The sequence below is a fragment of the Bradyrhizobium sp. LeoA1Lang genome (assembly GCF_055413685.1).
In genome coordinates this window covers 15042-29389 of record NZ_JBVAPG010000023.1, presented here as the reverse complement: position 1 = coordinate 29389, position 14348 = coordinate 15042, and the positions used below count along the sequence as shown (strand labels likewise).

Below are 14348 nucleotides of genomic sequence, written 5' to 3'. Positions count from 1 at the left end.
AGCGGGATGCTTATTGGTGGGCACGCTGCGCTTTGCCCACCCTACCGGCGCACGTGGCTGATCACCCCTGCGGCGTGCCCTGGCGCCATTGGCCGCCGGCGATCTTGGCAGCGGCGATCACGGCCTGGGTTCGGCTTTCGACGCCGAGCTTTTGCAGGATCGCGGACACATGCGCCTTGATGGTGGCTTCGGAGACGCCGAGCTCGTAGGCGATCTGCTTGTTGAGCAAACCCTCCGACAGCATCATCAGGACACGCACCTGCTGCGGCGTCAGCGTCACCAGCCGGTCACGCAGCCGCGCCATCTCGGGATCGCCGGCCGACGACAGGTCGGTGTCGGCGGGAACCCAGACGTCGCCGTCCATCACCTTCATGATGGCATCGCGCAGCGTATCGACGCCGAAGCGCTTCGGGATGAAGCCCGACGCGCCGAAGTCGAGCGAGCGGCGGATCGTGGTGGCATCATCGCTGGCTGATACGATCACCACCGGAATCGCCGGATACTGCGCGCGCAGATAGATCAGGCCGGAGAAGCCGCTGATCCCCGGCATGGTCAGGTCGAGCAGAATTAGGTCAACGTCAGCGTCCTTCTCGAGCAAGGCGGTGAGCTCGTCGAACGAACCTGCTTCGGTAATGGCGGCCGCACTGACGACGCTCGCGACTGCCTGCCGCAGCGCATCGCGGAACAGCGGATGGTCATCGGCGATGACAAGATGGGTCTGGACAGCAACGGTCATCGGTATCTCTTGAGCGGGTCGCCGCCCCCTTTTTTGTCCCTTGTCCTCCGAGCGAAGGCTGCGTGCAAGCCGTAATTCTACCGTCTGTCGAAGCAGTTAATGTGCGCGCTTGTGCGTCGCAACACGCGGGCCGAAGTCCGGATCGGGACCGCGCAACCGGCAACTCCTCGCGGCGTGGAAGGGCGTGAAAAGGGCCGAAAGTCGTATTGGGGCGGCTTTTGCCGCGATGTTACCCTCCTTCCAAGCCCGTAGCTCATCCGGCCGAACTCGGCAGGCGAGTTCACCAGCAATAATTTGGGGGGAATGATCCAGATGTCCACAATGACTGCAAGTTCGGCGCGCCCTGGCGGCATGACAAAGGATGAACGCTTCGTCATCCTTGCCTCCTCGCTCGGTACCGTCTTCGAGTGGTACGACTTCTACCTGTACGGATCGCTGGCCAGCATTATCGGCGCGCAGTTCTTCTCGGCCTATCCGCCGGCGACTCGCGACATTTTCGCCCTGCTGGCCTTCGCCGCCGGCTTCCTGGTGCGTCCGTTCGGCGCCATCGTGTTCGGCCGCGTCGGTGACATCGTCGGCCGCAAATACACATTCCTTGTGACCATCCTGATCATGGGCCTGTCGACCTTCATCGTCGGCCTGTTGCCCAACGCCGCCACCATCGGCATCGCCGCGCCGGTCATCCTGATCGCGTTGCGCCTGCTGCAGGGCCTTGCGCTCGGCGGAGAATATGGCGGTGCAGCAACCTATGTTGCCGAGCACTCCCCACAGGGCAAGCGCGGCTACTACACCTCCTTCATCCAGACCACCGCCACGCTCGGCCTGTTCCTGTCGCTGCTGGTGATCCTGTTCACGCGCACCGCGACCGGCGAGCAGGCCTTTGCGGAATGGGGCTGGCGCATTCCGTTCCTGGTGTCGGTGCTGCTGCTCGGCATCTCTGTCTGGATCCGGCTGCGGCTGAACGAATCGCCGGTGTTCCAGCGCATGAAGGACGAGGGCAAGAGTTCCAAGGCACCGCTGACGGAAGCCTTCGCCAACTGGGCCAACGCCAAGATCGTGCTGCTCGCCCTGATCGGCGGCACCATGGGCCAAGGCGTGGTCTGGTACACGGGCCAGTTCTACGCGCTGTTCTTCCTGCAATCGATCCTGAAGGTCGACGGCTACACCGCCAACCTCCTGATTGCCTGGTCGCTCCTGCTCGGCACCGGTTTCTTCATCGTGTTCGGCATGCTGTCCGACAAGATCGGCCGCAAGCCGATCATCCTCGCCGGCTGCGCGATCGCTGCGCTGACCTTCATCCCGATCTTCAAGATGATCACCACCAACGCCAACCCCGCGCTGGAAAAGGCGATCGAAGCGACCAAGGTCGAGGTGGTGGCCGATCCCAAGGGCTGCGGCGACCTGTTCAACCCGGTCGGCACCCGCGTCTTCACCGCGCCTTGCGACACCGCGCGTGCCTACCTCGCCCAGTCCTCGGTGAAGTACGCGACGACCTCCGGCCCGGCCGGCTCCGGCGTGAAGGTCGTCGTCAACGGCAAGGAAGTGCCTTACGCTGACGCCAAGACTTCCAATGCTGCGGTGCTGGCGGCGATCCAGGCGGCGGGCTATCCGAAGACGGGCGACGCCGGCATCGTGAAGATGTCGCACCCGTTCGACATCTTCCGTCCGCAGGTCGCGGCCGTGGTCGGGCTGTTGTTCATCCTGGTGCTCTTCGTCACCATGGTCTACGGCCCGATCGCCGCCATGCTGGTCGAACTGTTCCCGACCCGCATCCGCTACACCTCGATGTCGCTGCCGTACCACATCGGCAACGGCTGGTTCGGCGGCTTGCTGCCCGCGACCGCGTTCGCGATCGTGGCTTCCACCGGCGATATCTATGCCGGCCTCTGGTACCCGATCATCTTCGCGGCAATCACCGCGGTGGTCGGCTTCCTGTTCCTGCCGGAGACCAAGGACGTCGATATCAGCAAGACCTGAGACGAAGCGCGCTTTGCAGCGCTTGCTCGATCGGCCGCGGAGCGATCCGCGGCCGATTTTGTTTGAGCTGGCTGATCTCCAAGTTTCGTAGCCCGGGTGGAGCGCAGCGCAACCCGGGACACTTGTGTCGACATCTACCAGCGGTCCCGGGTTACGCTGGCGCTTCGCCCGGGCTACGGAGCTTCCCGTGAGGCGAGACGATCTGCGTCATTTTGTGCCGCCGACGAATTGCAGCACGACCTCGCGCCGGTGCGGTCTGGCGCGATGCTCGATCAGGTAGATCGCTTGCCAGGTGCCGAGCGCGAGTTCGCCATCGAGTACCGGAACCTGGAGCGAGGTCGACGTCAGCATGGTCTTGATATGCGCCGGCATGTCGTCGGGACCTTCGGTGTCATGGCGCCATCCGCCATTCTCCGGCGCCAGACGGCGCAATACGGTCAGGAGATCCTCGAGCACGGTCGGATCGGCATTCTCCTGGATGGTCAGCGACGCCGAGGTGTGACGGATGAACAGCGTCACTTGCCCCTCGGCCCCGCGCGCCTCGCGCAGAAATTTTGCGACCTCCGATGTGAGGTTGGTGAAGCCGACGCTCGGCGTGTGCACGGTCAGTAGCGATGACACGATGGTGGTGGCACTGGCGATTGATGGGGCGCTGCGCGAGAGTGAGGTCATGAACGAAGGACCTATCTACAAACGAACTAAATCTTCCCCGACGCGTCGCGCTGCACGCGGTTGGCCATCTCGACCAGGCGGCGCCAGGCTCGCTCGAGGAACGACATCATGCGGTCCATATCCTGATCGCTCGGCAACGGGATTTCGATCCTGCGTCCGCCCTCGGCGACCTTCGGCTCGCTTTTCTTCAGCGAATCCGATTTCGGCAGCGCCTCGTCGGTCTTGCCGGTGGTGGTCGGATCGCGCTGCGCGAGCTCGGCCTTGAGCGTCTCGTTCTCGGCCTGCAGCCGGCCGATTTCCGCGTCCATCGCGGCGCGCTCGTCGGGCACGGCATAGCAGGCCCAGCCCGTACCCGAATTATTGTTGCAGGTTGAGACCGTGCCGGTCCGCGTGTCGAGCCGCAGCACACCATCGGCGGTGGTTGACAGCGCGTAACGGCCGTTCTCGGTATCCGGCCGAGATTGAGCAAAGGCTGCGCCGGTCAGGCTCACGCTCAACGCCACACCGGCCAGGGCCGTGGAAACTTTCGAGGATGAGGTCGCGTTTCGCATCGGCTTCCTCCCGCAAGATCAGCGTGCCCCTATACATCCGACGTATAGGGCCGCCTGCCCGACTTCAATGCATCGGCGAGCAAATCCAGCCGGTCCTGCCCCCAAAATACCTCGCCATCCAGCACATAGGCGGGCGAGCCGAATACGTCGGCCGTTATCGCATCCTGACGGTTCTGCTCATAGGCCGCGCTGATCGCCTCCGAAGCGGAACGTTCCACCAGCTTGCTGCCGGGCAAGCCCGCTTCGTCGGCAAGGCGCGCCAGCGTCGCGGGATCGGCGAGATCGAGCTGGTCCTCCCAGACCGCGACAAAACCGCGCTTCAGGAAAAGATCGGGATGGAGCCCCAGCTCGATCGCAGCGATGACCGCGCCGTCTGCAAGGCGGGCATTGAAGGGCCAGTGCGCGGGCTTGAGATGAAACTGCAATCCGCGCCGGTCGCGCCAGCGCTGCAATTCCACCATCCGATAACGTTGCCGCACCGGGTGGCGCTTGAGAAGCGGCAAGCCGCCGGTCTCCGAGAACAGGTCGACCAGCACCACCGGCTTGTAGTTCACCTTGAGATCAAAGCCAGTGACGAGATCGCGGAACGGCTGGTGACCGATATAGGCCCAGGGAGATTGAAACGAGAAGTAGTAGTCGACCTGGCGCGACATGACGGCTCCGGGCGGGATTGGTGCGATGATGCGCCCATCCCAACAGAGCGTCCCGACCGGTGCAAGACCGCCGCGGCCTGAATGTCGGCTGTTGCGTTGCGATGACAGGTCGCAGACATCTGGAATATCTCCAAAGAAGTGCAATCGAATCAATGCGCTAACTGGTTGTTACGCAATCTTGACTTGATCCGACACGGTAAGTATGGTCCGCGCGGCTTTTGAGGGTGGCGGCGCAATTTCCATCAACCGCAGCATCGTTTAGTGTCTGCCGCATGGCGGAAAACAAAAACGACAACGCAAGTGGAAATCGCGACCAGTCGTCGTCCGACGAAGCTGCGCTTTCCGCAAGGCTCGGAAGTCTGGATCATCGGTTGTCCGAAATACGCGACAGCCGCAAAATCAGGACTGATCAATCCGGAACTGAAAGCGGAGACGGTGCCGCCAGAGCTTCCGCTATGGCGCTCGGTTTCCGGCTTTCCTCGGAATTGGTTGCGGGCGTTGTCGTCGGGGCGGTGATTGGCTGGGGATTCGACCGTCTGCTGTCGACATCGCCGTTCGGTCTCATCGTGTTCCTGCTGCTCGGCTTCACGGCCGGCGTGGTCAACGTGGTGAGGTCTGCAGGCGTGGCCTCAGGCAAGCGCTGAGTTCTGGCGGAAGTCACGACATCTGTAATTCGATTGCCGGCGGATAAGCCGGGGGACCAAGAGCCGCGCGGATGAAAATCGATCCGATCCACCAGTTCAATATCGAGCCCCTCTTCACGATCGGCCATATCGGCGATCACACGATCGCCTTCACCAATTCGACGCTCTACATGTTCGTGGCGGTGGCGTTGATCTCGGTACTGATGCTGGCGAGCGGCCGGCAACTGGTTCCGGGGCGCCTGCAGTCGGTCGCCGAAATCTCTTACGAGTTCGTCGCCAGCACCATCCGCAGCACCGCCGGCGCGGAAGGCATGAAGTTCTTCCCGCTGATCTTCTCGCTGTTCATGTTCATCTGCGTCTCGAACCTCGTGGGCATCATCCCCTACACGTTCACGATTTCGAGCCACCTGATCGTCACCGCAGCGCTCGCGCTGCTCGTGTTCTTCACCGTCCTGATCTACGGCGTCTACAAGAACGGACTGAAGTTCTTCAAGATTTTCGTGCCGTCCGGCGTTCCGATCTACATCCTGCCGCTGGTCATGTTCATCGAGATCCTGTCGTTCTTCCTGCGGCCGGTCTCGCACAGCGTGCGTCTGTTCGCCAACATGCTGGCCGGCCATATCGCGCTGAAGGTGTTCGCGGGTTTCGTCGCGATGCTCGGCGTCTCGCTGGGCGCCATCGGCTGGCTCGGCGGCGTGATGCCGCTGGCCCTCACGGTCGCATTGACCGCGCTCGAATTGCTGGTCGCTTTCCTGCAAGCCTACGTGTTTGCGATCCTGACCTGCATCTACCTCAACGACGCCATTCATCCGGGACACTGAGCGGTCCGGGGAATTTCCACCCACATCTGTCTTTCTCTCCAAGGAGCAAACTATGGAACCGGCAGCAGCTAAACTTATCGGCGCGGGCATCGCGTGCATCGGCATGGGCGGTGCGGGCGTCGGCGTCGGCGTTATCTTCGGCAACTACCTTGCCGCCGCGGTGCGCAATCCGTCCGCCGCCCAGGGCCAGTTCGGCAACCTGATCTTCGGCTTCGCCGTGACCGAAGCGCTCGGCATCTTCTCGCTGCTGATCGCGTTGCTCTTGCTGTTCGTTCCGCTCTGAGCGGTACACTTTTGCGCCGCCTGCGGGCGGCGTCCGTGACAGCTACAGGAGAACACCATGGCTGAGAGTCATGGCGAAGCATCAGGCCAGAAGGCCGGCGCCCACACCGAAGCCGATGGCGGCCACGGCGGAGCTTTCCCTCCGTTCGATTCGTCCACCTTCGCCTCGCAACTGGTGTCGCTGGCTATCGCCTTTGTCGTGCTCTACATCATCGTGTCGCGTTTCGCGCTGCCGCGTGTCGGCGGCGTGATCGAAGCGCGCCAGAACATGATCGAGGGCGATTTGGCGGAAGCGCAAAAGCTCAAGGACGAGTCCGCCGCTGCGCTGAAGGCTTATGAGAACGACCTGGCGGCCGCGCGCTCCCGCGCTCAGGCCATCAGCAGCGAGACCCGCGAGAAGCTGAACGCGGCCTCCGAAGCCGAGCGCAAGGTGCTGGAGGACAAGCTTACAGCCAAGCTCCACGACGCCGAGAAAACCATCGCGGCGACGCGGGCGGCGGCGATGAGCAATGTCCGCGGCATCGCGGCGGACGCGGCGACCGCGATCGTGCAGCGGCTAACCGGCGTGGCGCCGGATGGCGCTGCGGTGAACGGCGCCGTCGACGCCTCGCTGAAGGGACAAGCCTGATGTTGACCGAGCCGGAAACCTGGGTTGCGATCGCCTTCGTCATCCTGATGGTGGTGTTTGCCTATCTCGGCATCCATCGCACGGTGCTGAAGGCGCTGGACAACCGCAGCGAACGCATCAAGGCCGAACTCGACGACGCTCGCCGCCTGAAGGAAGAGGCCGCAAAGCTGCTCGCCGAATACAAGGCCAAGCGCACGACTGCCGAGCGCGAGGCGGAGGAAATCGTCGCGAGCGCCAAGGCGGACGCCGAACGCATCGCGGCTGAAGCCAAGACGAAGATGGAAGATTTTGTCGCGCGGCGGACCAAGACCGCCGAGAACAAGATCGCGCTCGCCGAAGCCCAGGCTCTGGCGGATGTCCGTGCCGCTGCGGCGGATGCCGCAGTGACGGCGGCGTCCACCATCCTGTCGCAGTCGGTCAAGGGCTCCGTCGCCGACGACCTCCTGGCCAAGGGAATCGCCGAGGTTCGTTCCAAGCTGAACTGAGCAGCTTCAACGCAAACCAAAAAAAGCCAGCGCGAGATGATCGCGCCGGCTTTTTGTTGGCTGTCTTGTATGGTGGGCAAAGCGCAGCGTGCCCACCATTTACGGTCGGTGCAAGAAAAGGTGGGCACGCTTCGCTTTGCCCACCCTACGGCCGCCGTTTCAGCGCAGCCCTCCCGCTACTTCTTCCTTACCGCCTTCGGCTTTGGCTCGGGCTTCAGCGCCTGCGGGTCGAAGCCGATATAGAAGACGTAGTTTTCGGCAACGTCGGCCGACGGCGCCGGAAAGGTCAGATCCTCAGCCACCAGCGTAAAGGGTTCGCTGCCGGATTCGCCCATCGTCACCGTGGTCTGATAGGCCTTGGTCGCGATCGTCTTTTCCGAGACGCCGCCCTGCACCACGGCGACGCGCAGCGGCACCTGAACGGTCGGCGGGGCGCCGGCAGGACCGACGATGATCCGGCCCTGGATGCCGATCCGCGCCGTGATCTCGCCGCCATTGATCGCGCATTCGCGGGCGGTGCGGGTGATCGTCGCCTGGAACCGCAGGTCGCTGCCGACCGGTTCCTTGCCGGGCGCCCCCACCGCGTAAGTCGAGGCACCGGAGCGGATCGCCACCGGCGGACAGAGGACGTCCGATTCGTTGCTCTGGCCCTCGGCGGGCGCTGAGGGCTTCTCAGCCGGTGCCTCCTCGGACTTGCCGCCGCCGAACAGGCTCTTGAAGCGGTCGGTCAATGACTGTGCCGCCGCCGGCGCGGCCAGGGTGCCGCAACCAAGCGCGGTCGCCACCACTGAGGCGATCGCGGCCCTGATCACACGATGTCTTGCCATGCGAAATCCCTGCCATCCCATTTCCCGAGCGGCGTTATAGCAGCGCAATGGCGGCGAACCCAAGGCACCAACAAAGGCGCTAACCAGCGCTAAGAACCCGGTATTAACCCCGGAAATCCTCGTGCAACAGGCCAAACAGCAGGTGATCCTGCCAGATGCCATTGATGCAGAGATAGCGCCGCGCCAGGCCCTCGCGGGTGAATCCGCATTTCTCCAGGACGCGGATCGAGGGCGCGTTGGAGGGGATGCAAGCGGCCTCGATGCGGTGCAGATTGAGCTCTCCGAACAGCGAGGGCAACAGCACCCGCAGCGCCGTGGTCATGTAGCCGCGCTGCGCATAGGGCTCGCCGACCCAATAGCCGATGGTGCCGGCCTGCACGATGCCGCGGCGGACGTTGGCGAGCGTGATGCCGCCGACCATCACGCCGTCCACTTCGCGGAAGATGATGAAGGGATAGGAGCGGTCAGCGGCGATGTCCTCGGCATAGCGGCGCAGGCGGCGGCGGAAGCCCGAACGGGTCAAATCATCGGACGGCCAGATCGGCTCCCATGGCGTGAGATAAGCGCGGCTCAATTCGCGCAATTGCGCCCACTGCGGAAAGTCGGCCATTTGCGGCGCACGTAGCAGCAGTCCATGACCGCGCGGCATCAGGGCGGCCGGTCCGCTGGATGGCAAACGAAACAGGGCCATGCCCTTGAACTCCCTGCCCGCTATCGGGGCTGCCGGTCTAGTGCAGGAGCGTCTTCGCCTTCGACCGGGTCAATCCTTCCGCAAAAGACACCGCCGTGTCCAGACCTCTGCCGCTGCCGAGCGCCACCACCGCGGGCCGGCTGCGCGCGAGCAGCGCACGGGCGGCATTGCGGGTCGATTCGACACTCACCGAATCGATCCGGCTGACCAGTTCGTCCACCGTCAGCGGCCTGCCATAGGCTAGCACATGCCGTGCCAACTGCTCGGCGCGCGAGGAACAGCTCTCCAGCGCCATCAACAGCCCCGCCTTCATCTGCGCCTTGGCGCGGGCGACCTCGGCCTCGGTCAGGGTCTCCACGGCCTCATTCATCACGTCCACGATCACTTCCATCATTTCCGGCGCATCCGACGGATCAGTGCCGGTGTAGAGGCCGAAAAAGCCGGTGTCGCTATAGGGGGCGTGGAAGGTGTAGATCGAGTAGCACAGCCCCCGCTTCTCCCGCACCTCCTGGAACAGCCGCGACGACATCCCGCCGCCGAGCGTGTTGGTGAACACCTGCAGCGAGAACAGCGACAGGTCGGTCTGCGGCACGCCTTCCAGCGCCAGCGTCAGATGCGCCTGTTCGAGGTCGCGGTGCACGACGCGGGAACCGCCCTTGCCGAACATGGCCGCCAGCGGCTTCGGCGCGGGCGCTGCGTCGAAGCTTGCGAACTTCTGCGTTGCCTCTTCGACGATCCGCTTGTGGTCCACCGCGCCGGCAGCGGAGATCACCATATCGGGCCCGCGGTAATGAGTTGCGAGGTAGCCGCGCAGCATGTCGCGGTCGAACCCCTTGAGCGTCTTGGCGGTGCCGAGCAGGGAGCGGCCCATCGGCTGGTCGGGATAGCAGAGCTCGTTCAGGTGCTCGAACACGACGTCGTCGGGCGTATCCTGTGCCGCGCCGATCTCCTGCACGATGACGCTCTTCTCGCGCTCGAGCTCATCAGGCACGAAGGAGGGATTGGCGAGGATGTCGGCGAGCACGTCGAGCGCCAGCGGCACATCCGCCTTCATCACGCGCGCGTAATAGGCCGTGGTCTCGGTCGAGGTGCCGGCGTTGAGATCGCCGCCCACGGCCTCGATCTCCTCGACGATCTCGCGCGAGGAGCGGCGCGTCGTGCCCTTGAACGCCATGTGCTCGAGCAGGTGGGATATCCCGTGCTCGTTCGGCTTTTCGTCGCGTCCGCCGACGCCGGCCCACACGCCGAGCGCGGCCGTCTCCAGATGCGGCATGGTGTCGGTGACGACAGTCAATCCGGACGGCAACTTGGTGATCTCAACGCTCATCCGGCTACTCCCTGCTTGGCGGCGCGACTCACCGACAATACGAACTTTTCGACTTCCGCCTGATCGCTTTTCATCACCTTGAGGTGTTCGGGTTTGGTCATCAATCCGTCGAGCCAGGCCGGCAAATGCGGTCGCACCCCGCAGGCGGCCTCGACCGCATCGGGGAACTTGGCCGCATGCGCGGTCGACAGCACGATATTGGGAATCCTCGAATCGGCGCTGTCGCGGTCGGCGACCGCCAGCGCCACCGCGGTGTGGGGATCGACGAGATCCCCCGCCTCGCGCCAGGCGGCGCGGATCGCGGCCGCAGTCTCGGTCTCGTCCGCCTTGCCTGCGTCGAACTCCTCGCGGATCGCAGCCAACATCGCAGCCGGCAACACGAAGCGGCCGGACTGCTTCAGCGAATCCATCAGCCGCCGCACGCTGTCAGCGTCGCGCCGGCTTGCCTCGAACAACAGCCGCTCGAAATTCGAGGACACCTGGATGTCCATCGACGGCGAGGTCGTGGCGTGAACCTCGCGGACCTCGTAGATGCCCGTCTTCAGCGTGCGCGGCAGGATGTCGTTGATGTTGGCCGCGATCCGCAAGGACCGGATCGGCAAGCCCATGCGCTTGGCGACGTAGCCTGCAAAGATGTCGCCGAAATTGCCGGTCGGCACCGTGAAATCCACCGTCCGCTCCGGCGCGCCGAGCGCAACCGCCGAGCTGAAATAGTAGACCACCTGCGCCACGACCCGCGCCCAGTTGATCGAGTTCACGCCCGACAACGACACGGCATCGCGGAAATCGTGATGGTTGAAGAGCCCCTTCACGATCGCCTGGCAATCGTCGAAGGTGCCTTCGATCGCCAGCGCATGGATGTTGGCGGCGCCGGTCGTCGTCATCATCCGCCGCTGCACCTCGGAGATGCGGCCTTGCGGGAACAGCACGACCAGATCGACATTTTCGAGATTGGCAAAGGCCTCGACCGCGGCGCCGCCGGTATCGCCCGAGGTCGCGACCACGATCGTGGTGCGCTGTGAACGCTTCGCCAACACATGATCCATCAGCCGCGAGATCAACTGCATCGCGACGTCCTTGAACGCCAGCGTCGGGCCGTGGAACAGCTCCAGCAGGAACTGATTCGGGCCGATCTGGTCGAGCGGCACGACGGCGGGATGGCGGAACGTTGCATAGGCTTCGTTCGCCATGCGACCGAGATCGGGATCGGAAATCTCGCCGCCCGCGAACGGGCGGATGACGTCGACCGCGACTTCCCAATAGGGCCGTCCGAAGAAACCGGCGATGGTTTCGCGCGACAGGACCGGCCAGCTTTCGGGCACGTACAGGCCGCCGTCGCGGGCAAGCCCGGTCAGCATCACATCACAGAAACCGAGAGCCGGGGCCTCTCCCCGGGTCGAAACATACCGCGTCAAACCGCCCTCCAAAGGCTCAAGCCTTTACCTTAAGCCCTTGATATCATGGAATTTATCGAGTTCTCGCTGCGCGGACTCGAAGCGCCACCATAAAGGGTTTTCGCGCCAAGGGGAAACCGCTTCTTGTGCGGCGCTGCCGCAAAGCACGGCCGGCTGGCCGGCTTGACGGAGGTGCCCCGTCAAGCGCGCGGGGATGCGCCAAACTATCGCTGGCTTCACGATGGCAGTCGCACTGCCGTTCTTTCTCGGGCCGTCAGGACGCGATGGATCGCCGATCTCTGGCGCCTCGGAACCATTGCCGCTTTTTCCCGTTTATGTCCGCCATCGAGGCAAGGGGAGCAGCGACCAGCGGCGTGGCCGATGCTCCGGCACGTTGCATCAGAACCGAAACAAGCTCTAGGAATCGCCTGCACCGCCCTGCTGTTCCCGAATTGCCCCGGCAGAAGCGAATGCAAGCGATGGGAACGGTCGCGCCTTCGGGCGCGACCAGTTCCGCAGGCGATTAAGGGTCAGCTCAACCCCATCTCGACGGCGATACGGATCAGATCGGAATGGCTCTTGGCGCCGAGCTTCTGCTTCAGAAGCGAGGTGGTGTTGGCGACGGTCTTGTAGGAGATGTTGAGCGCCGCGGCGACCTCGCCGATCTTGTCGCCCCGGCCGAGCAGTCGCAGGATTTCCAGTTCGCGTGGCGACATCAGCGAGGCCGGATTGGCCTTGATGGCGGCGCCCGAAAAGGTCACGGCCTCGGCAAGGTGCGGCGATATGAAATTGTCCCCGGCCGCGACCTTGCGAACGGCTTTCACGAACACCCTGGGGTCGTCGGTCTTCGAGACATAGCCCTGGGCGCCTGCTTCCACCGCGCGGACCACGAAGGCCGGATCGTCGTTCATGCTGAACATGATGATCCTGGCCTCGGGATCTTCCTTGCGAATCCGGCGCATCAGCTCGAACCCGGAAACATCCGGGAGGTTGATGTCGATTACGGTAACATCGGGCTTCTTGCTGACATAGGCGCGGTGCCCCGACTTGGCGTCGGTGGCTTCCTCGATCTTCACCGAGCTGTCGGAAGCGAACAGGGACCGGCACCCGGACAACACGACCGGGTGGTCATCGACAATCAATATTCTTGTGGCCGGTTTCGGCGTATCTTGCATAACTTGCATTCTGTATCCAGAACATAGATGGCCGGGAACCTGTGAAAAGGGAAAACCGCCGGAGCGAATTAGAATTATCCAAATGTGGAAAAGATGTTCGCTCCGAACGCGGTTCTTCCTTCCGCTCGGTATCATGTTCGTGGCCGCGCTCCTGGTCGGAGCGATTTCGCTACAGCTCTTCGTGCCGGAACAACTGTCGGACGAGAACGCACCGGCCGCACGTTCGGCCAGGGTGGTTGCAGACGCGCTCAACAGCGCGCTTGGGACCTCGGCCAATCCGCAAGCGACGCTGGATGCCTTTGCGCAGGCGCTAGGCGCGTCCGAAGCCATCCGCTTCCGACCCGACGGCGCAAGCCGCCCGCCCCCGGTCGAGGTGCAAACCCCGATCGGACGGGTGCCACGATGGTTCGTGGACCTGCTCACGATACCGGAGATCGGCGCATCGTTCCCCGTCCGGATCGAAGGCAAGCAGGTCGGCCAGATCATTTTCTCGCCCGACCTGTCGGCCGATATCTTCGAGAAATGGATCGGCTTTGTTGCGATCACATTCTCCGCGGTCGCGCTGACGCTGCTTACCGGTATTATCGCCCATTTCACCGCCGGCGCCGTGCTGCGCCCTCTGCAGGATCTCGGCGAAGGCCTCACCCGCATGCGCGGGGGTGATTATAAGCAGCTCATCCCCCAGTCAGGCCCGCCGGAGATCCGCCGAAGCGCCGAGGAAGCCAACGAACTCGCCCGCGCGCTCTGCCGGCTGAGCCAGGACAATCGAGGTTTGCTGCGCCGTATCGTCTCGTTGCAGGACGACGAGCGGCGCGACATGGCGCGCGAACTGCACGACGAGCTCGGACCGCTATTGTTCGGCATTCGCGCCAAAGCGGTTGCGCTGCTCGAAGCGATCCCGCATGGCAACCTGCAACTTGCGGCCTCCGCCGACGGCATCCTGCAATCGGTCGAAGCGCTGCAGCAGGCCAACCGCCGCATCCTCGACCGGCTGCGGCCGCTCTACATCCAGGAATTGGGACTGGAGAACAGCATCGAGACCTTGTTGCAGTATGCGCGCGCACAAGCGCCCGGGCTTAAGCTCGTCTCGCAGATCGACGGCAGGCTGAATGCGATCGAGGGGCTGCTCTCGCAAACCGTCTATCGCGTGATCCAGGAGAGCATCACCAACGTGCTGCGCCATGCCCGCGCCCGCTCGGTCACCGTGGAGGCTTCGATGAAGGCGGCGGAGCTGATCGTGGAGGTATCCGACGACGGTATCGGCCTTCCCAAGGACTCTGTCTTCGGCCGCGGGCTGACGGGGATGCAGGAACGGGCGCGCGCGCTGAGCGGCACGCTCGAGCTGGTGCGCAAAGACGGACGGACCATCGTGCGCTGCTGCCTGCCGGTCGGCGACAGCGCGCTTGGCTAGACCATGAGCTCGTAGCCCGGGTGGAGCGGAACGCGTAACCCGGGACATCTGCGTCGGTGCAAGCGGTCCCGGGT

The 14348-nt window shown here is 63.8% G+C and carries 16 protein-coding genes; 7 read left to right on the top strand and 9 right to left on the bottom strand.

The genetic code is table 11. The annotated features are described in order from the left end of the window. Positions 1-61: 61 nt before the first annotated feature. Entirely contained in the window at positions 62-736 is a 675-nt protein-coding gene (locus tag ACZYOF_RS10965) for a response regulator (protein ID WP_282532205.1), read from the bottom strand. Positions 737-1087: 351 nt separating this feature from the next. On the opposite strand from ACZYOF_RS10965, the gene ACZYOF_RS10960 reads away from it, so the two are divergent. Beyond that, complete coding sequence (locus tag ACZYOF_RS10960; RefSeq protein ID WP_463715783.1) at positions 1088-2713, top strand: MFS transporter; 1626 nt, start codon at positions 1088-1090, stop codon at positions 2711-2713. 207 nt (positions 2714-2920) lie between these two features. Here the strand turns inward: ACZYOF_RS10960 and ACZYOF_RS10955 are convergent, their stop codons facing one another. The 3 genes from ACZYOF_RS10955 to ACZYOF_RS10945 are packed head-to-tail and all read right to left on the bottom strand — an operon-like array spanning position 2921 to position 4589. Next, positions 2921-3385, bottom strand: coding sequence for a secondary thiamine-phosphate synthase enzyme YjbQ (locus tag ACZYOF_RS10955; RefSeq protein ID WP_463715755.1), 465 nt, complete (start codon positions 3383-3385; stop codon positions 2921-2923). Positions 3386-3411: 26 nt separating this feature from the next. Continuing rightward, positions 3412-3936, bottom strand: coding sequence for a hypothetical protein (locus ACZYOF_RS10950; RefSeq protein ID WP_463715754.1), 525 nt, complete (start codon positions 3934-3936; stop codon positions 3412-3414). 29 nt (positions 3937-3965) lie between these two features. Next, positions 3966-4589, bottom strand: coding sequence for a DsbA family protein (locus ACZYOF_RS10945; protein ID WP_463715753.1), 624 nt, complete (start codon positions 4587-4589; stop codon positions 3966-3968). Positions 4590-4861: 272 nt separating this feature from the next. Here ACZYOF_RS10945 and ACZYOF_RS10940 point away from each other — a divergent pair, with 272 nt between their 5' ends. From ACZYOF_RS10940 to ACZYOF_RS10920, 5 genes are all read left to right on the top strand, one after another. Then, positions 4862-5233 (top strand): AtpZ/AtpI family protein, encoded by a 372-nt coding sequence (locus ACZYOF_RS10940; RefSeq protein WP_130583480.1) that lies wholly within the window; start codon positions 4862-4864, stop codon positions 5231-5233. A gap of 71 nt (positions 5234-5304) precedes the next feature. Further along, a complete protein-coding gene (locus tag ACZYOF_RS10935; RefSeq protein ID WP_130583474.1) occupies positions 5305-6054 on the top strand; it encodes a F0F1 ATP synthase subunit A in 750 nt (249 codons plus the stop codon). Between the two features lie 52 nt (positions 6055-6106). After that, on the top strand, positions 6107-6337 hold the full coding sequence (locus ACZYOF_RS10930; protein WP_027537362.1) for a F0F1 ATP synthase subunit C: 231 nt from the start codon (positions 6107-6109) through the stop codon (positions 6335-6337). Between the two features lie 57 nt (positions 6338-6394). Beyond that, complete coding sequence (locus tag ACZYOF_RS10925; RefSeq protein ID WP_130583473.1) at positions 6395-6964, top strand: F0F1 ATP synthase subunit B family protein; 570 nt, start codon at positions 6395-6397, stop codon at positions 6962-6964. Further along, positions 6964-7449, top strand: a complete 486-nt coding sequence (locus ACZYOF_RS10920; RefSeq protein ID WP_130583472.1) for a F0F1 ATP synthase subunit B family protein — start codon at positions 6964-6966, stop codon at positions 7447-7449. Before ACZYOF_RS10925 ends, ACZYOF_RS10920 begins: the two co-directional genes overlap by 1 nt. A 176-nt stretch (positions 7450-7625) precedes the next feature. Here the strand turns inward: ACZYOF_RS10920 and ACZYOF_RS10915 are convergent, their stop codons facing one another. The 5 genes from ACZYOF_RS10915 to ACZYOF_RS10895 form a co-directional block, all read right to left on the bottom strand. Further along, positions 7626-8276 carry a hypothetical protein gene (locus ACZYOF_RS10915; protein WP_463715752.1) on the bottom strand — a complete coding sequence of 217 codons (651 nt, stop codon included), beginning with the start codon at positions 8274-8276 and terminating at the stop codon, positions 7626-7628. 103 nt (positions 8277-8379) lie between these two features. After that, on the bottom strand, positions 8380-8967 hold the full coding sequence (locus ACZYOF_RS10910) for a GNAT family N-acetyltransferase (protein ID WP_130583842.1): 588 nt from the start codon (positions 8965-8967) through the stop codon (positions 8380-8382). Between the two features lie 37 nt (positions 8968-9004). Next, on the bottom strand, positions 9005-10294 hold the full coding sequence (locus ACZYOF_RS10905) for a M16 family metallopeptidase (protein ID WP_130583843.1): 1290 nt from the start codon (positions 10292-10294) through the stop codon (positions 9005-9007). Continuing rightward, positions 10291-11709 carry a threonine synthase gene (gene thrC / locus ACZYOF_RS10900; protein WP_165421526.1) on the bottom strand — a complete coding sequence of 473 codons (1419 nt, stop codon included), beginning with the start codon at positions 11707-11709 and terminating at the stop codon, positions 10291-10293. The genes ACZYOF_RS10905 and thrC overlap by 4 nt, the downstream gene beginning before the upstream one ends. Positions 11710-12218: 509 nt before the next feature. Then, on the bottom strand, positions 12219-12863 hold the full coding sequence (locus tag ACZYOF_RS10895) for a response regulator transcription factor (protein WP_282532225.1): 645 nt from the start codon (positions 12861-12863) through the stop codon (positions 12219-12221). 133 nt (positions 12864-12996) lie between these two features. On the opposite strand from ACZYOF_RS10895, the gene ACZYOF_RS10890 reads away from it, so the two are divergent. Beyond that, positions 12997-14274 carry a histidine kinase gene (locus tag ACZYOF_RS10890; RefSeq protein ID WP_463715751.1) on the top strand — a complete coding sequence of 426 codons (1278 nt, stop codon included), beginning with the start codon at positions 12997-12999 and terminating at the stop codon, positions 14272-14274. Positions 14275-14348: the final 74 nt, after the last annotated feature.